The sequence below is a fragment of the Microbacterium lacus genome (assembly GCF_039531105.1).
GTDB lineage: Bacteria > Actinomycetota > Actinomycetes > Actinomycetales > Microbacteriaceae > Microbacterium > Microbacterium lacus.
In genome coordinates this window covers 2,321,966-2,339,332 of record NZ_BAAAPK010000001.1, presented here as the reverse complement: position 1 = coordinate 2,339,332, position 17,367 = coordinate 2,321,966, and the positions used below count along the sequence as shown (strand labels likewise).

General features: G+C 70.0%; 18 protein-coding genes. 9 read left to right on the top strand and 9 right to left on the bottom strand.

Annotation, left to right across the window (positions count from 1 at the left end; translation table 11 throughout):
* Positions 1-48 precede the first annotated feature (48 nt).
* From ABD197_RS11170 to ABD197_RS11160, 3 genes are all read left to right on the top strand, one after another.
* A complete protein-coding gene (locus ABD197_RS11170; protein ID WP_344054524.1) occupies positions 49-828 on the top strand; it encodes an isoprenyl transferase in 780 nt (259 codons plus the stop codon).
* Positions 829-1,015: 187 nt separating this feature from the next.
* Positions 1,016-2,365, top strand: coding sequence for an RNA 5'-3' helicase PhoH2 (phoH2, locus tag ABD197_RS11165; protein ID WP_344054522.1), 1,350 nt, complete (start codon positions 1,016-1,018; stop codon positions 2,363-2,365).
* 40 nt (positions 2,366-2,405) lie between these two features.
* On the top strand, positions 2,406-3,230 hold the full coding sequence (locus ABD197_RS11160; RefSeq protein WP_344054520.1) for a hypothetical protein: 825 nt from the start codon (positions 2,406-2,408) through the stop codon (positions 3,228-3,230).
* A gap of 91 nt (positions 3,231-3,321) precedes the next feature.
* Here the strand turns inward: ABD197_RS11160 and ABD197_RS11155 are convergent, their stop codons facing one another.
* The 7 genes from ABD197_RS11155 to xseA all read right to left on the bottom strand — a co-directional run bounded on the left by ABD197_RS11155 (position 3,322) and on the right by xseA (position 9,842).
* Positions 3,322-3,978: a response regulator transcription factor gene (locus tag ABD197_RS11155; RefSeq protein ID WP_344054518.1), complete on the bottom strand. Its 657-nt coding sequence runs from the start codon at positions 3,976-3,978 to the stop codon at positions 3,322-3,324.
* Positions 3,975-5,483: a sensor histidine kinase gene (locus tag ABD197_RS11150; protein WP_344054516.1), complete on the bottom strand. Its 1,509-nt coding sequence runs from the start codon at positions 5,481-5,483 to the stop codon at positions 3,975-3,977. The genes ABD197_RS11155 and ABD197_RS11150 overlap by 4 nt, the downstream gene beginning before the upstream one ends.
* A 42-nt stretch (positions 5,484-5,525) precedes the next feature.
* Complete coding sequence (locus tag ABD197_RS11145) at positions 5,526-6,920, bottom strand: class II fumarate hydratase (protein ID WP_344054514.1); 1,395 nt, start codon at positions 6,918-6,920, stop codon at positions 5,526-5,528.
* 58 nt (positions 6,921-6,978) lie between these two features.
* The gene (locus ABD197_RS11140) at positions 6,979-7,584 is read right to left on the bottom strand and encodes a carbonic anhydrase (protein WP_344055843.1); all 606 of its coding nucleotides are present in this window, start codon (positions 7,582-7,584) and stop codon (positions 6,979-6,981) included.
* A 38-nt stretch (positions 7,585-7,622) separates the two neighbouring features.
* Complete coding sequence (locus tag ABD197_RS11135) at positions 7,623-8,273, bottom strand: DUF4245 family protein (protein WP_344054512.1); 651 nt, start codon at positions 8,271-8,273, stop codon at positions 7,623-7,625.
* Complete coding sequence (locus ABD197_RS11130; protein ID WP_363360697.1) at positions 8,273-8,506, bottom strand: exodeoxyribonuclease VII small subunit; 234 nt, start codon at positions 8,504-8,506, stop codon at positions 8,273-8,275. The genes ABD197_RS11135 and ABD197_RS11130 overlap by 1 nt, the downstream gene beginning before the upstream one ends.
* Positions 8,507-8,567: 61 nt before the next feature.
* On the bottom strand, positions 8,568-9,842 hold the full coding sequence (gene xseA, locus ABD197_RS11125; RefSeq protein WP_344054508.1) for an exodeoxyribonuclease VII large subunit: 1,275 nt from the start codon (positions 9,840-9,842) through the stop codon (positions 8,568-8,570).
* Between the two features lie 75 nt (positions 9,843-9,917).
* Between xseA and ABD197_RS11120 the strand changes: the two genes are divergently transcribed.
* From ABD197_RS11120 to ABD197_RS11110, 3 genes are read left to right on the top strand one after another with little or no spacing between them, the layout of a single operon-like run.
* Positions 9,918-10,976, top strand: coding sequence for a 4-hydroxy-3-methylbut-2-enyl diphosphate reductase (locus tag ABD197_RS11120; RefSeq protein ID WP_344054506.1), 1,059 nt, complete (start codon positions 9,918-9,920; stop codon positions 10,974-10,976).
* Positions 10,973-11,536: a DUF6264 family protein gene (locus tag ABD197_RS11115; protein ID WP_344054504.1), complete on the top strand. Its 564-nt coding sequence runs from the start codon at positions 10,973-10,975 to the stop codon at positions 11,534-11,536. Before ABD197_RS11120 ends, ABD197_RS11115 begins: the two co-directional genes overlap by 4 nt.
* Positions 11,506-12,087: an MOSC domain-containing protein gene (locus ABD197_RS11110; protein ID WP_344054502.1), complete on the top strand. Its 582-nt coding sequence runs from the start codon at positions 11,506-11,508 to the stop codon at positions 12,085-12,087. The genes ABD197_RS11115 and ABD197_RS11110 overlap by 31 nt, the downstream gene beginning before the upstream one ends.
* A 5-nt stretch (positions 12,088-12,092) precedes the next feature.
* On the opposite strand, the gene ABD197_RS11105 is transcribed toward ABD197_RS11110, so the two are convergent.
* Complete coding sequence (locus tag ABD197_RS11105; RefSeq protein ID WP_344054500.1) at positions 12,093-12,902, bottom strand: HpcH/HpaI aldolase/citrate lyase family protein; 810 nt, start codon at positions 12,900-12,902, stop codon at positions 12,093-12,095.
* A 149-nt stretch (positions 12,903-13,051) separates the two neighbouring features.
* Positions 13,052-14,080, bottom strand: coding sequence for a class II fructose-bisphosphate aldolase (gene fbaA, locus ABD197_RS11100; RefSeq protein ID WP_344054497.1), 1,029 nt, complete (start codon positions 14,078-14,080; stop codon positions 13,052-13,054).
* Between the two features lie 103 nt (positions 14,081-14,183).
* On the opposite strand from fbaA, the gene ABD197_RS11095 reads away from it, so the two are divergent.
* The 3 genes from ABD197_RS11095 (at position 14,184) to ABD197_RS11085 (ending at position 17,346) form a co-directional block, all read left to right on the top strand.
* Entirely contained in the window at positions 14,184-14,891 is a 708-nt protein-coding gene (locus ABD197_RS11095; RefSeq protein ID WP_344054495.1) for a FadR/GntR family transcriptional regulator, read from the top strand.
* A 95-nt stretch (positions 14,892-14,986) separates the two neighbouring features.
* On the top strand, positions 14,987-16,429 hold the full coding sequence (locus tag ABD197_RS11090; RefSeq protein ID WP_344054493.1) for a four-carbon acid sugar kinase family protein: 1,443 nt from the start codon (positions 14,987-14,989) through the stop codon (positions 16,427-16,429).
* Between the two features lie 20 nt (positions 16,430-16,449).
* The gene (locus tag ABD197_RS11085; protein ID WP_425561014.1) at positions 16,450-17,346 is read left to right on the top strand and encodes an NAD(P)-dependent oxidoreductase; all 897 of its coding nucleotides are present in this window, start codon (positions 16,450-16,452) and stop codon (positions 17,344-17,346) included.
* Positions 17,347-17,367: the final 21 nt, after the last annotated feature.

The window sequence follows — 17,367 nt, the reverse complement described above, 5'->3', positions numbered from 1 at the left end:
ATGCCGACGGGCGCACGCGCGGTGGGGGAGCGAGGGTAGCGTAGGCGTGTGAGTGCGTCGAGCGGAGGCAGAGGGCCCCTCTACCGGCTGTACATCAACCGGCTCCGCCGTCAGATCGAGCCGTCGGCGGTGCCGCATCACGTCGCGATGATGATCGACGGCAATCGCCGCTGGGCCCGTCAGCTCGGCTACGACTCCGCTGCCCACGGTCATCGGGCCGGCGCGGCGAAGATGCGCGAGTTCCTGGAGTGGTGCGACGACGTGGGCGTCAAGGTCGTCTCCCTGTATCTGCTCTCGAACGACAATCTCGTCAAGCGCGAATCGGGGGAGCTCGCGGACCTCATCGAGATCATCGCCGAGCTCGCCGTGGAGCTGTCGACCGAGCGCGATTGGCGCGTCCGGCACATGGGCCGCGCGCACCTGCTGCCTCCCGAACTCGCGCGCGTTCTCCGCGATGCCGAGGAGCGCACCCGCGACCACACAGGTCTGCACGTCAACCTCGCGGTCGGCTACGGCGGACGCGGCGAGATCGTCGATGCCGTGCGCAGCATCATCGCCACCCACGATCGGGAGGGCGGTTCGCTCGAAGAGCTCGCGGCGAGCCTGACTCCGGAGCAGATCGGCGAGCACCTGTACACGACAGGACAGCCGGACCCGGACCTGGTGATCCGCACGTCGGGGGAGCAGCGGTTGAGCGACTTCCTGCTGTGGCAGTCCGCACACAGCGAGTTCTACTTCGTCGAGGCGCTCGGCCCGGACCTCCGGGAAGTGGACTTCCTGCGGGCGATCCGCGACTACGCGAGCCGCGATCGGCGCTACGGCAGCTGAGCGCGTTCGCGCGGAATTCACCCGCCCGTAACATCGCTCAGCGTGTCGGTGACGCCGACGTCACACGGCGGTCGTAGCGTCAACTCATCGGGCAAGGCGCCCGGTCGAGTCGGCCGTGAAGGATCACGACTCGTGGCCCTGGTCGACTCGAGACTGCCGGGTGGAACACCCGGGTCGGGAGTGGGTTGTGACCACACGAGCACCACAGCAGCGTCAGCACATCGACGGGGTTCGGGAACCGGAGACGGACCTGCGCACATATGTCCTGGACACCTCCGTCCTGCTGAGCGATCCGCGGGCATTCTTCCGCTTCGCCGAGCACAACGTCGTGATCCCCGTCGTGGTGATCACCGAGCTCGAGGGCAAGCGACACGATCCCGAGATCGGGTATTTCGCCCGTCAGGCGCTGCGCCATCTCGATGAACTGCGCGTGGAGCACGGCCGGCTCGACTTCCCGGTGCAGGTGGGCGAAGGCGGAACCCTGCGGGTCGAGCTGAACAACACCGAGGCAGGCGTCCTCCCTTCCGGAATGCGACTCGGGGACAATGACAGCCGGATCCTCGCAGTGGCGATGCACCTCGCTCAAGACGGCCAGGAGGTCACCGTCGTCTCGAAGGATCTGCCGATGCGCGTCAAGGCGGCATCCCTCGGCATCACCGCCGAGGAGTATCTCGCCGAGCAGGCGGTCGACTCCGGGTGGACCGGCATCGCGACGATCAACGTCTCGGGCGATGACCTCAGCGACCTGTACGAAACCGAGATCGCGACGGGCGACGAAGCGCGCGGGCTGCCGGTGAACACCGGGCTCATCATCCACTCCGAGCGGGGATCCGCGCTGGGCCGGGTCACCGGCGACGGCCAGTACCGGCTCGTCCGCGGCGATCGCGAGGTCTTCGGACTGCACGGACGCTCGGCCGAGCAGCGTATCGCGATCGACCTCCTGCTGGACCCGGACGTCGGCATCGTCTCCCTCGGTGGTCGCGCCGGAACGGGCAAGTCCGCGCTCGCGCTGTGCGCCGGACTCGAGTCGGTTCTCGAACGTCAGCAGCAGCGCAAGGTCATCGTGTTCCGACCGCTGTACGCCGTGGGTGGTCAGGAGCTCGGGTACCTGCCCGGAGATCAGGGCGAGAAGATGAACCCGTGGGGACAGGCGGTGTTCGACACGCTCGGATCCGTGGTGAGCGGCAACGTCGTCGAGGAGGTCGTCGCCCGCGGTCTGCTCGAGGTCATGCCCCTCACCCACATCCGCGGCCGCTCGCTGCACGACGCATTCGTGATCGTCGATGAGGCCCAGTCTCTCGAGCGGAACGTCCTGCTCACCGTCCTCAGCCGCATGGGTCAGAATTCGCGCATCGTCCTGACGCACGACGTCGGGCAGCGGGACAACCTCCGCGTCGGCCGTCACGACGGAGTCGCCTCCGTGATCGAGACGCTCAAGGGCCACGATCTGTTCGGTCACGTCACGCTCGCCCGCTCCGAGCGCTCGGCGATCGCCGCGCTCGTGACGGACCTGCTCGAGGCCGGCGAACTGGCCTGAGTCCCCTCCTCGCGCCCTCGCGGCGCATGAGAAGAGTCTCATGCGCCGCGAGGGCCGCGGGCAGGCACGGTCTGCCACGATGGGGGAAGCGCACGTCGTGCGCGGAACCGGAGGATCATTCGTGGAGGGCCGGACGCGACTGGCGGTGGGTGGTGGCGTGGCAGTGGCCGCAAGCATCGCGGTCGTCTGCGCGGTGGCACTCACGACGTCGGCATCCCTCGCCGACACGCCCGGGGCGACCGCGTACGCGGGGGGAGTGGTCGTGCCTGCCGCCCCGACGCCGTCACCGCCCTCCGAAGAAGTTCTGACTCCGGCGCCCGCCCCCGTCGACGTGGTGGAGTCGCCCGAGCTTCCGGCCGACGAGCCCGAGACCGTTCCCGCGCCCGCACCGGTCGATCTCGCCGCGGATGCCGACCGCGGAGGCGCTGCGACCTCCGATGCGCCGGGCCCGGCGGACGAGGAGCAGGTGCTCGCCGACGCAGTCCGCTCCGGCGACTGGGACACCGCGTACGCCTGGGCGCTCGGACAGGGCTGGAGTGCGGGTCGGCTGCAATCCTGGCTCGCGCGTCTGGAATCCTTGCGCGCCGATCAGTTCACCGCACCCGCTGAGATCGAGTCCTCCTCTTCTTCCCACCGGGTTGCGGAGATCGCCGCGGGGTCTTCGAGCGCCTCCTCGAAGCTCCTGCCCGAGCAGCCGGTGACACCGGGTCCGCAAGCGCAGTCGGAGCGGCGCGGCACGGAGGGCTCACCGCCCGTCGAGCCGGCACACGACCGTCCCGCCGAGAGGACGGATCATGCGTCCGAGCACGTCCCTTCTGGGCTGCCCGGGCCGATGAGAGAGCGATCGCAGGTCCCCCCAGACTGAGCGATCGCCGCGGCCGGCTTCCCCGAGCCCGGCCCCTCCCAGCCCCCGGTGTTTCCCCCACACCGGGGGCTTCTCCGTGGGCGCCGCCGCTTCACTCCCAGCGGTAGCCCGCTCCGCGAACGGTGATGATGTGCTCGGCGCCGAGCTTGCCGCGCAGGTAGCGCACGTAGACGTCCACGACATTGGATCCCGGGTCGAAGTCCAGACCCCATACGCGGCTCAGCAGGTGCTCGCGGCTGAGCACGCGTCCGGGACTGCGCAGGAACTGCTCGGCCAGCGCGAACTCGCGCGCCGAGAGCTCCACATCGCGGCCGTCCACGCTGGCCCGCCGAGCGAGGATGTCGAGCGTGACCCCGCCGTGGGTGACCGAGACGTCGGGGGTGGCGGTGCTCTCGCGAAGGCGTGAACGGATGCGGGCGAGCAGCTCCTCGAACGTGAAGGGCTTGCGCACGTAGTCGTTCGCGCCGAGATCGAGGCCCTGCACCGTGTCCTTCGTGCTGGTCCGCGCGGTCAGCATGATGACGGGAACCGGCGAGCCGTGACTGCGGATGGCGCGCAGCACTTCGAAGCCGTCCATGCTCGGAAGCCCCACATCCAGCAGCACGAGGTCGACGTCCGCGCGCAGCGCCCGCTGCAGGCCCTCGGCGCCGTCGCCGATCACGACCGTCGTGTAGCCGGCGGCATCCAGGCCGCGGCGAACGAACGCGGCGATGCGCGGCTCGTCCTCGATGAGCAGGATCGTGGTCATCCGGTCGCGTCCCTCTGCAGCACGACGTCGCCGGCCCGGACCGGTGCCGGGACCTCCGCCGCCGAGAGCGGGATGCGGACCGTGAACGTCGCACCGCCGCCTGGAGTCTCGGTGACGGTACAGGTGCCGCCGTGTCCCTTCGCGATCGCATCGACGATCGCCAGGCCCAGACCGGAGCCGCCCACGGCTCGGGTTCCCTGAGCGCGGTCGAACCGGCGGAAGATGCGGTGTCGCAGAGCCGGTGGGATGCCGGGGCCGTGATCGGCGACCCAGAGGAACGCGGCGGCGTCTGTCACCGCACTGCCCAGCTCGATCTCGCTTCCGGCGGGCGAGTACTTCGCGGCGTTCTCGGCCAGCTGCAGCCACGCCTGGAGCAGGCGGTCGGAGTCGCCCAGGATCTGCCCCTCGGCGACGCCCACGACCGTCCACGTGTGACCCGGGATCACCGCGACGAGTTCGCCGATGCGCGCCGTGAGTGCGCCGAGGTCGACGTCGGTCATCGCGTAGGCGTCTCCCTCGACGGTGGCGAGGAGGTCGATGTCGTCCACGAGCCTGGTCATCCGGTCGAGTTCGGCCATTCCGATCTCGCGTGTGACCGCCACGTCTCGGGCATCGCGCGGATCCATGAGCTCGAGGTGACCTCGCACGATCGTGATGGGTGTCTTCAGTTCGTGGCGGACGTCGTCCAGGAGCTGGCGCTGCACGTCGACGGACCCCTCGAGCCGATCGAGCATGGAGTTCATGGTGCGGGTCAGATCGGAGATGTCGTCGTCGCCGCGCGCGGGCAGGCGCGGGGACAGGTCATCCAGGGTCACCGCATCCGCCGCCTCCCGGAGGCGCCGGATGGGGGAGAGCAGTCGGCCCGCGACGAACCAGCCCACGAAGCCGATCGTCACGAGCATCACGACCGCGGCTGCGGAGTAGGTGGCGATCGCCGCCGTTACGGGACTGAGCTCGGCGCCGAGATCCACCGCGCGGACGTAGACGCCCTTCTGCGGGTCTCCGGGCATCGATACCGGGATTGCGATGTAGCGGAGCGACCCGCGCTCGGTGACGGCGGTCCCGAGGACGGTCTCGCCCCCGGCCGTCTCGGCGACGACGCGCTCGATGAATTGCTGGTCCCCGGAGATGTCGAAGCCCGAAAGCGTCGCCGGACGGTAGCGGGTCTTCCCGTCGATCACGGCGACCGCGCCTTCGTTGCGGGCGGGCGAGAGCCGTGCGACGGTGCTGTAGAGGAAGTCCGAGACCGTCGTGAATTCGCTGATGTCCAGATCCTCGCTGGCGGTCGTCGGTTCCCCGGCATCCGTCTGCGGCTCCGCTCCCGCGGCGACCGTCGTCAGGCGATCGACCTGTTCACGCAGGCGGCTGTCGACCTCGGTGAGCACACGCTCGCGCTGCACGAGGAAGGTCACCCCGCCCACGAGGGCGAGTCCGATGCACGCCACCGCCAGGATCGCGCCGAGGATTCGGGCGCGCGCCGAGAGGGGCCGGGGCAGGCGGGTCACCCCCCGATTATCGCCCGCGCCCCGGCACTTCGGGAGGGGCGCTCAGCCGGCGTGCGTCATGGACAGCAGGTCGAGCTTCTCGTCCAGCTGCTCGATCGTGATCTCTCCACGCTCGACGTAGCCGAGGTCGATCACCGCCTCACGGACGGTGATCCCCTTCGCGACGGAGTGCTTCGCGATCTTCGCGGCGGCCTCGTAGCCGATGAGCTTGTTGAGCGGCGTGACGATCGACGGGGACATGCCGGCGTATGCCGCCGCCCGCTCGACGTTCGCCTCGAGCCCGTCGATCGTCTTGTCGGCGAGGATGCGCATCGAGTTCGCCAGCAGCCGGATGGACTCCAGCACGGCGGTGCCCATGACCGGGATCGCGACGTTGAGCTCGAAAGCGCCGGAAGCGCCCGCCCACGCGACCGTCGCGTCATTGCCGATCACGCGCGCGCAGACCATGAGCGTCGCCTCCGGCACGACCGGGTTGACTTTGCCCGGCATGATCGAGGAGCCGGGCTGCAGGTCGGGGATGTGCAGTTCGCCGAGTCCCGTGTTGGGCCCCGAGCCCATCCAGCGGAGGTCGTTGTTGATCTTCGTGAGCGACACCGCGATCGTCCGCAGCGCACCCGAAGCCTCGACGAGACCGTCCCGGTTCGCCTGCGCCTCGAAGTGGTCCTTCGCCTCGGTGATGGGCAGCTCGGTGTCGGAGGCGATGAGCGCGATGACCTTCTGCGGGAACCCGAGCGGGGTGTTGATCCCGGTGCCGACAGCGGTGCCGCCCAAGGGGACCTCGGCAACGCGCGACAGCACCGCCTGCACGCGTTCGATGCCCAGGCGCATCTGGCGGGCGTATCCACCGAACTCCTGTCCGAGTGTGACCGGCGTCGCGTCCATCAGGTGGGTGCGACCGGACTTGACGACGTCCTTCCACGCCTCGGCCTTCGCCTCGAACGCCACGGCGAGGTGATCCAGAGCCGGGATCAGGTCATCGATGAGCTCTTGAGTCACGGCGATGTGCACGGAGGTGGGGAACACGTCGTTCGAGGACTGCGAAGCGTTCACGTGGTCGTTCGGATGCACGGGCGAGCCGAGATCCTGCGACGCGAGGGTCGCGAGCACTTCGTTCATGTTCATGTTCGACGACGTACCGCTGCCGGTCTGGTAGACGTCGATAGGGAACTGGTCGGCGTGCTCGCCGGCGATGATCCGGTCCGCGGCGCGCGCGATCGCGTCCGCGATCGCGCCGTCCAGCGTCCCGAGCTCCTTGTTCGCCAGCGCGGCGGCCTTCTTGATGCGGGCGAGCGCGACGATCTGCGCCGGGTCGAGGGCATCGCCCGAGATCGGGAAGTTCTCCACGGCGCGCTGCGTCTGCGCGGCGTACAGCGCATCGCGCGGCACGCGCACCTCGCCCATCGTGTCGTGTTCGATGCGGTACTCGATGTCGGTCACGTCGTCGTTCCTCCAGAGGTCGGGGTTGTCTTCACGGCACCGTCGCGGCGCCGACGGGTCAGTCTTCGGCGCCGAGGATCACATCGGGCACGGCCGTGCCCTCGGCGAGTCGGTAGTTCGCACCCACGATCGCCAGGCGACGCTCCGCCACGGCGTCGCTGATCAGCTCGGACGAGTGCAGGAGCTCGGCCACCGTGTCGCGGAGGTGCTCGCGGCCGACGCGGTCGGCATCGATGACGGCTGGCACCGCCCCGTCGACGGTCATCTCACGCTGCACACGACGCACGGCGGGAACGATCGGCGCGATCTGCCGCCAGATGCGCGGGGGGAGCGCGGGGGCCTCGAGGGCGACGCTGTCGATCGCAGCGCCGACGGCGCCGCACGCGTCGTGCCCGAGGACGACGATGAGCGGCACCTCCAGAACGGCGACCGCGTACTCGAGGCTGCCGACGACCGAGTCGGAGATGACCTGCCCGGCGTTGCGCACGACGAAGAGGTCGCCCAGGCCCTTGTCGAAGATGATCTCGGCGGACAGTCGCGAGTCAGAACACCCGAACAGGGCAGCACGAGGACGCTGACCCGTGGCGAGCTCGGCCCGCCGATCGACATCCTGCCGCGGGTGTCGGGGTTCTCCGGCGACGAACCGCGCGTTGCCCCGCTGCATCTCCTGCCAGGCCTTCAGCGGGCTGGGTTCGGTCACGCTCACTCCTGTTCGCTCGTCTCGGCGCGCAGCGCCGCGATCTGATCCGAGACCGACGCGGCCACGAGCTCGAGCGTCGCGGCATCCGTCGATCCGTAGATCAGCACGACGTCCGACCCTGCCTGCGTGCTCAGGGCGGCCGAGACGTTGCCGGCTCGCGAGGGGTCGGGGATCGCGTACGTGTCCCACTGGATGCCGTCGATCTCAACGGTGCCGTCCGCAGAGGCGCCGCTCAGCACACGCGTCGTCCACGCCGGGTCGGCGTCGAATCCCTGAGCGAAGCGCAGGAAGCCGCTCGTCTCGTCCGGCACGTACACGATCGTCCACGCGGGGATCGCATCGCCTTCGATCGACGCCCGGTTCACCAGCCATTCGGTCGGCACGCCGGGGACGAGCACCGTGCGCCCCTCAGCCTGCGAGATCGACTCCGCGACCGCGGCGACATCGATGGGTTCGCGCGGCGGGGGCGTGCCCCGCGGCACCGCGAACACGATCACGAGGACCACGCCCAGGGTGACCAGGAGAGCCGCGATCAGATTGCGGGTGTTCTGGCTCGCCCGGTAGATGCGCGAAGACTCCGCCTTGCGATCGGCGGCTTCGTCGGGCGTCTCCGGTCGGCCGAGCTCGGCGACGATACGCGGGTCACGAGCCATCAGGCGTCCGCGCTTCCGCCGCCGGAGCGGGCCTCGTCGAGCCGGCGCTTCGCGCCGAGCAGCCATTCCTCACATCGCGCCGCGAGTGCCTCGCCGCGTTCCCACAGTTCGAGCGAATGCTCCAGCGTCGGGGCGCCCTGCTCGAGTTCGGCGACGACGCGCACGAGCTCGTCCCGAGCCTGTTCGAACGAGAGGCCCGCGACGTCGGCCACGCCTTCGGTCGGTGCGCTCATGAGATCCATTCTAGAGACGTCCGCGCCGCGCACCCGCTCGGCTGCGCGTTCTCGAGCAGGGTCATCGCTCGCCGACCTCGCCCTCGGAGCGGGCCGCGAACGAGCCGCGGCCGACGGTCACGACGACGCTCGCGCCCGCCTCGGCCTCGCTCGCATCGCGCACGATCGCTCCGCTCGGTAGGTGGGCGATCGCATAGCCGCGCGCGAGGGTCGACGCGGGGGAGAGGGTGCGCAGGGCCGCCCGCAGCTCCGCGGCGCGCCGCGCCTGCGCTTCGAGCCGCCGGTCGATCACGTCCCGCCCGCGGGAGAGCAGCAGCCACTGCTGCTGCGAGCGCGCGTCGATCATCGTCTCGGGTGTCCGCAGGACGGGCCGCGAGCGGAGCTGCTCGAGTTGGGCGATGTCGTGCGCGACCCGCTGGGACAGTCTCATCGACAGGCGTGAGCGGAGCTGGGCGACCAGCGCGCGCTGCTCGAGGACGTCCGGGACGATCCGCTTGGCCGCGTCCGTGGGGGTCGACGCGCGGAGGTCCGCGACGTCGTCCAGCAGGGGATGGTCGTTCTCGTGCCCGATCGCGCTGACGACGGGAGTGGATGCCGCTGCCACGGCGCGCAGGAGGCGCTCGTCGCTGAACCCGAGGAGGTGCTGCGGGTCGCCGCCGCCGCGGGCGATGACGATCACGTCGACCGAGGGATCGGCATCCAGTGCCCGAAGCGCGCCGATCGTCTCGGGGACGCAGCGGTCTCCCTGGACCGCGGCGTACGCGGTGCGGAAGCGCACCTGCGGCCAGCGCAGCTCGGCGTTGTGCCGGACGTCCTTCTCGGCGTCGGACTTCTCGCCGGTGATGAGTCCGACCACGTGGGGCAGGAACGGGATCGGCTTCTTTCGGACCGGGTCGAAAAGTCCTTCGCCGCGGAGTTTCGCGCGCAGACGCTCGAGCTTCTCGAGCTGGTCGCCGAGCCCGACGTGACGCATCGCCGAGACGGAGAAGCTGAAGTCGCCCGACTTCACGAAGTAGTCCGCCTTGACGCAGGCGATGACGTGATCGCCGACGGAAAGATCCGCCGGGAGTCGCTGACGCGTGCTCGACCAGATGCGGAACGAGATGGTCGCATCGGTGCCGAGGTCCTTCATCCGGCCGAACACATTGCCGGTGCGGACGTTCCACGACGTGATCTCGCCCTCGACCCACACGGATCCCCAGGTTTCGACGAACCCGCGGATCGTGTCGTTGAGGCGGGCGACCGAGGTGGGGGAGTCGGATGTGGAGTCCCGCGGGCGCACGGCATCCGGCGGCGGGGGCTCCCCGGCGACGGGGTCAGCGCGGAACGTCGTCATCCGATCCTCTCGTGGTGGCGGCACGGCGGCCCGATCGCACGGCCGTCGCCCAGGGCGCCCCCGTAGACTTGAGCTGTGAGCACCTCGGCCGTCCGTCTGCCCGTCCCCCGCATTCCGCGGCAGCGCGAGCGCCTTCAGGATATCCCGGTGCAGGGACACAAGAAGGTGCTGCTGGCGGCACCGCGCGGCTACTGCGCGGGTGTGGATCGTGCGGTGATCGCGGTGGAGAAGGCTCTCGAGCGCTACGGTGCGCCGGTCTACGTCCGCAAGCAGATCGTGCACAACATCCACGTCGTGACCGAGCTCGAGGCCGCCGGCGCGGTGTTCGTCGAGGAGGTCGACGAGGTCCCCGAAGGCGCACACGTCGTCTTCAGCGCGCACGGCGTCTCGCCCGCCGTCGTCTCGGCGGCATCGGAGCGGCACCTGCAGGCGATCGACGCGACCTGCCCGCTGGTGACGAAAGTGCATCGCGAGGCCGTGCGCTTCGCCCGGGACGACTTCGAGATCCTGCTCATCGGCCACGAGGGTCATGAAGAGGTCGAGGGCACCGCCGGCGAGGCGCCCGAGCACGTCACGATCGTGAATTCGCCCGAGCACGCGGACACGGTGGAGGTGCGCGACCCGTCGAAGGTCGTGTGGCTGTCGCAGACGACGCTGTCGGTGGACGAGACGATGGAGACCGTGCGGCGACTGCGCGAGCGGTTCCCGCAGCTGCAGGATCCGCCGTCGGACGACATCTGCTACGCGACGCAGAATCGTCAGGTCGCGATCAAAAAGGTCGCGAAGGATGCCGATCTGGTGATCGTGGTCGGCTCCGCGAACTCGTCCAACAGCGTGCGCCTGGTCGAAGTCGCCCTCGAGTACGGCGCGAAGGCGGCGTACCGCGTCGATTACGCGCACGAGCTCAAGCAGGAGTGGCTGGACGGCGTCGAGACCGTGGGTGTGACCAGCGGGGCTTCCGTCCCCGAAGTCCTCGTGCAGGAGGTCCTGGCCGATCTCGCCGACGCCGGCTACGGCACGATCGAGGAGGTCAAGACCGCGCAGGAAGACCTGATGTTCTCGCTTCCGAAGGAGCTGCGGCAGGACGCCTCGGGTCGCCGGGACGAGCGCGCTCTCGGCGGACGTACGACGTGAGCGATCCGGACCCGTCGCGCCCCAGGCCGCAGTACGGCGAGTACGCGACGCCGGAAGAACAGCGGGCCCGCATCAAGCAGCCCGAGATGACCTGGCTGCTGGAGACCGGACAGGATCCCGACGCGCTTGCGGGCGCGGCGCCTGCCGACGCACCGGCTTCACAGGCCCAGCCTGTCGCCCCGCCGAAGAGCCGCTTCGCCGACCGCGTCGCCACGATCGCGCTGCTGGCCTATGGTCTGGTCAACGTGGCGACCGGCATCCCCAGCATCGTGGATTACGGCGCGTACGTGTCGACCGTGATGGGCATGGCGGGAGTCGACGCGCAGCTCGCGGACGTTTCGGCGGGCAGACCGTGGGCGATCGCGGCGGCGGTGATCCTGGCTGTCGGCTGGCTGGCGACCGCGCTCATCTCGTGGCGCAGCATGTCGAAGGGGAGACTCACCTGGTGGATTCCGCTGACAGCGGGAGTGGTCTTCACGTTCGTCATCGGCATCCTGCTGATGGTGCCGATCGTGTCGGATCCGACGCTGTGGAACGCGATCCTGAACAGCGCCCGGTGATGCCGCGCCTGGTCGCGGTGTGCGCCGTGTCCGCCCTGCGGCCGGACGGCGGCAGGGATCGCGTCACCGCGATCGACAAGCGTCCTCTCGAGGGTCGCGTACGCATCGGTCGCTACGGCGTGGGTGCGGATGTCCAGGCCGATCGCAAGCATCACGGCGGTCTCGACAAGGCGCTGTACGCCTACGCCGCGGAGGACGCCGCTTTCTGGGAGGAGGAGCTCGGACGGCCTCTGCCGCCGGGGTTCTTCGGTGAGAACCTGCGGACCGAGGGCCTCGATGTGAATGCGAGCGTGATCGGCGAGGTGTGGCGGATCGGAGAGGTCTGCACGGTGGAGGTGACCATGCCGCGCACTCCGTGCCAGACGTTCGCGCGGTGGGTGGGTGGCGCCGAGCAGCGGGGCTGGGTGAAGCGCTTCTCGTCCGAACGCCGCCTCGGTCCCTACCTGAGAGTCCTCCGCAACGGTTCGGTGCAGGCGGGTGACCCCATCGAGGTCATCTCACGTCCCGAAGGCGCTCCGGGACTTCTCGTCGGCTATCGCGACCCCGCCTGACGGTCTCAGCGCGCGGCGGCGAGTCCGAACGCGGCGGCGCGCTCGAGGAGGAGTTCGGCGCGGGCGCGAGCGGGAGCATACGAGCCGTCACCGTGAACGGGGCCGTCGAGGATCCGTATGGCGTCCCGGATGGCATCCGTCGTCGGCGAGAGACCCTCGTGCAGCGGCGCGAGGTGGTCATCCCGCAGGACGAGCTTGCCGGTCATCCCCATCGCCAGCGCGTGACGCGCAGCGGCCAGGGCGTCGGTGGGCGACCCGAGGCACGGTCCGTCGATCGGAGCAGGGATGCCGGCGGCGGCACTGGCCACCACGAGTCGGGCGCGGGGCCACGACAGCACCACGGGGTCGTCGGCCATTCCGGTGTCGCGACGGAAATCGCCGCTGCCGAACGCGAGACGGAAGGTCGCCGGGTGCGACGCGATCGACAGCGCACGCTCCAGCCCGATGGCCGATTCGATCAGCGCGACGATCCTTGTTCCCGCGGGGACTCGCTCCGCGGTCGCCTCCACCTGGGCGGCGGAGGCGGTCTCCGCGAGGACGATGCCCTGCAGCCCCGCTGCCGAGCCCACGGCACGCAGATCGGCATCCCAGGCTGGAGTGCCGTGTCCGCTCACGCGCACCCACGCCTCCCGCCGCCCGAGCACGGCGGCGGCTGCCTCACGCCCTTCGTCCTTGAGCTCGGGCGCCAGCCCGTCCTCGAGGTCCAGGACGAGCGCGTCCGGGGTGACCGCGTCCGATTCCGAGAGCGGCGAGCGCAGCATCCAGGATCTCGCCCGATCGGCGCTGATCCGCGGGCGGGTCGAAGTCTCGGTCATCGGTTCTCCACGTTCTGCGCGCACGGCCGATGTGCGCACGTGTCGATCCTGTGCGGGGTCGATGCGGTCGTCGACTTTCGGTCGTAATGGTCCCCGGACGGCGCGATGCCCCGGTCCAGCCGGACCGGGGCATCGCGGAGTGCGGGGGTTCAGCTCTGGGAGTGTCCCGCGGAGCCGAGCTGCTGCGTGGCCTGCACGACGCGGGCGGCCATCGCCGACTCGGCGATCTTGCCCCACGCACGCGGGTCGTAGGCCTTCTTGTTGCCGACCTCGCCGTCGACCTTCAGCACGCCGTCGTAGTTCTGGAACATGAAGCCGGCCACCGCGCGCGTGAACGCGTACTGGGTGTCGGTGTCGATGTTCATCTTGATGACGCCGTTCGCGACGGCCAGAGCGATCTCCTCGTCGGTGGAGCCGGAACCGCCGTGGAAGACCAGGTCGAGGGGCTTGGGGCCGGTGCCGAACTTCGCGGCGATGCCCTCCTGGATCTCGCCCAGCAGCTCGGGGCGCAGCTTGACGTTGCCGGGCTTGTACACGCCGTGGACGTTGCCGAACGTGAGCGCGGCGATCCAGCGGCCGTTCTCACCGAGTCCCAGACCCTCGACGGCCTTGGTCACATCGGCGACCGTCGTGTAGAGCGCCTCGTTGGAGCCCTCGTGCTTGACGCCGTCCTCTTCGCCGCCGACGACGCCGATCTCGACCTCGAGGATCGCGTTGATCGCCTTCAGGCGCGGCAGAAGCTCCTGGGCGATCTCGATGTTCTCGTCGAGCGGCACCGCCGAGCCGTCCCACATGTGCGACTGGAAGATCGGCTGTCCGCCGTCGGCGACGACCTTCTCGGACTCCGCGATCAGCGGCAGGACGAAGTCCTCGAGCGCGGGCTTGGGGCAGTGGTCGGTGTGCAGGGCGACCGTGACGGGGTAGCTCTTGGCCACTTCGTGGACGTACTTCGCGAATGCCAGGGCACCGGTCGCGCGGGCCTTGACGGTGTGGCCGGCGAAGTAGTCGGCGCCGCCGGTCGTGACCTGGATGATGCCGTCGGATCCCGCTTCGGTCAGGCCCTGCAGGATCGCGTTCACGCTCTGCGAACTCGACGCGTTGAACGCGGGGTAGGCGAACCCGCCCGCCTTCGCGCGGTCCAGCATCTCGGCGTACTGCTCGGGGGTGGCGACGGGCATGACGGCTCCTTGGTCGTGTGCAGGGTTTCACCGTCACTCTAGCGAAGGGCGCCGCGCCGCGACCGTTAGGCTACCCACGACACCACGCGGGGAAGGAGCCCGGATGCCTCGCAAATCCCTCGTCTCGGTCGTGGCCGACGCGCTCCTGGACCGCATCGTCTCGGGCGACCTCGATGTCGGGGCACCACTGCCGAGCGAAGCCGAGATCGGCGAGGCGTACGACGTCAGCCGTGTGACGGTGCGCGAAGCGCTCCGCGTCCTGACGACGCAGGGCATCGTCCGCGTGACGTCGGGGATCGGCTCGGTCGTCACACCGCTGGAGGACTGGCAATCGCTCGCGGCGATCCTCCGTTATCGGTCGGCGCGAGGCAACGACGGCGAGGTGGCGACGCAGCTCATCGCGGTGCGGCGGATGTTCGAGGCAGAGGCGGCCGCGCTCGCCGCGCCGCGTCTGAACGGTGCGGCGCTGGATGAGCTCGCGTCGTGCGTCGAGCGGATGCGGGGGGCAAGCGGCGCGGGCGACGTCGATGCGTTCGTCGAAGCGGACCTCCGGTTCCACGATCTGATCCTGCGCGGCTCGGGGAACGTGTTCCTCGCCGCGCTGTTCGAGCCGCTCACCCGCGTGCTGGCCGAGCGTCGCGCGCAGACCTCGCGCGTCCCCGAAATCCAGCGGCACGCGATCGACGAGCATGCCGCCGTTCTCGCCGCGCTTCGGGAGGGGGACGCCGTGCGCGCGCGTGCGGCGATGGAGCACCACATGCAGCAGACCCTCCAGGACCTGCACACGTACGTGCTCGCCGAGAGCGACTGAGCGCCTCCTGTTGACACCACGCGTCGCATCTGTCAACCTGTATGACACCTGACAGCAGGTACCTAACGAAGACGTTGATCGACGATGGAGTTGTCATGAAGCTGGATGCGCTGTTGAGCCCGTACCCGGTGTCGCAGCCGGTGAACCCTGCGGTGATCGCCGACCGCGTGCGCCACTCGCGTCGCGTTCACATCGTTCTCGACGACGACCCCACCGGAACGCAGTCGGTCGCCGATCTGCCGGTGCTCACCCAGTGGGCGGTCGAGGACCTCGACTGGGCTCTGGACACCGGCGCGCCGGCGGTCTACGTGCTGACGAACACCCGCAGCTTCGACGCCGAGACGGCTGCCCGCATCAACCGTGAGGTCGTGACGGCTGCGGTGGCCGCGACGCGTGCCCGCGGCATCCGCCCCGTCTTCACCAGTCGGAGCGACTCGACCCTCCGCGGACACTTCCCCCTCGAGCCCGACGTCATCGTCGCGACGCTCGACGGGCTCGGTGAGCCCGCCGTCGACGGTGTCGTGCTCGTCCCCGCGTTCCCCGATGCCGGCCGGATCACGATCGGCGGCGTGCACGGGATGACCGACGGCGTCGAGTTCACACCGATCGGGCAGACGGAATTCGCGCAAGACTCCACCTTCGGATACCGTTCCTCGCGGCTCGCGGACTGGGTCGAAGAGAAGAGCCGGGGCGGGATCGCCGCGGCGCAGGTCGTCGAACTCACGCTCGACACGATCAGGGCCGGAGCCGAGCGCATCGCCGAGGCGCTGTGTTCGGCCGCCCCCGGCTCGGTGTTCGCCGCCGACGTCGTGGTGGAAGACGACATGCGACAGCTCGCGCTCGGCCTCGAACTCGCCGAAGCGGGCGGACGCAGCTTCGTCTACCGTGTCGGTCCGCCCTTCGTGCGGGCGCGCATCGGACAGCCCCAGCGCAGCCCGCTCGAGATCGACGACGCGGATGCCGCTGAATCGACGACCCGCGGGGGACTCATCGTCGTCGGATCCCACGTGGGTCTCACGAGTCGCCAGCTCGCCGATCTGACGGCGCGCCGGCCCGATGCCGCCGTCGTCGAGCTCGACGTACCGTCCATCCTCGACGATTCGACCGTCGCCGCGACGCTCGAGGCCGCCGCCGACCGGGTCGTCTCGTCCCTCGCGGACGGTGATGTCATCGTGCACTCCAGTCGCACCCTCATCCGGACGGAGGATCCCGACGAGAGCCTCGCGATCTCGCGCCGTGTCTCGGATGCCCTCGTCGCCGTCGTGAGCCGCACGCTCGCCGCGCGTCCGCCACGTTTCGTGATCGCGAAAGGCGGCATCACCTCGAGTGACGTCGCGAGTCGCGGTCTGTCCATCCGCCGCGCGATCGTCCGCGGATCGCTCTTCCCGGGAATCGTCTCGGTGTGGGAGCCCGCCGAGGGACCCGCCACGGGCATCCCGTACGTCGTCTTCGCCGGCAACGTCGGTTCCGACACCACGCTCACCGAAGCAGTCGAGAAGCTCTCCGCCCCCGCATCCCACTCGGCCGCTCAGCGCTGAGCAAAACGAAAGGCACCCTGATGACCACTCCGACCGTCGCCGTCCTCGGGCTCGGCGCCATGGGTCTTCCCATGGCCACCCGGCTCGCCGAAGACCTGCCCGTCCGCGGGTTCGACATCAACCCCTCCCGGCTCGACCTCGCCGAGGGAGCCGGCATCGTGCGCTGCGCGTCCGCCGTCGAGGCCGTCTCCGCGGCGGACGCGGTGCTTCTCGCCGTGCGGGACTCCGCCCAGCTCTCCGACGTGCTGTTCGGTGGGAACGGCATCGCGCCGAGCCTGGCGCGGGGATCGATCGTCATTCTCACCAGCACGGTCGGGACGGACGGGCTCGCCGACGTCGTCGCGCGCCTGGGGGAGTCCGACATCGAGCTCGTCGACGCTCCGCTCAGCGGCGGGCCGGCGCGCGCCGGTGCGGGCGATCTGCTGATCGTCGTGGGGGCCACCCCGGCGGCGCGAGCGAAGGCCGCGCCGATCCTGGAGCGGCTGGCTTCGACGCTCACCGTCGTGGGCGACCGTCCCGGCGACGGCCAGGCGCTCAAGACGGTGAACCAGCTGCTGTGCGGCGTGCACATCGCCGCGGCGGCCGAGGCGCTCGCTCTCGCCGATGCACTGGGCCTGGACACCGAGCGCACCTTGGAGGCGCTGGGAGCGGGAGCGGCCGCGTCCTTCATGCTGGCCAATCGCGGACCCCGTGCGCTGCAGGCCTACGACGCCGATGGCGCGGAGGTGCTCAGCCGCCTCGACATCTTCGTCAAGGACATGGGGATCGTCACGAAGGCGGCCCGCGCAGCCCACCTCGCGACCCCGCTCGCAGCCGCGGCCGAGCAGCTCTACCTGATCGGCGAAGCGCAGGGCCTCGCCGCCCACGACGACTCGGCTGTCATCAAGGTGATCGCCCCCACCCGTCGCAACGCCTGACACCCCCCACCACGAAACACG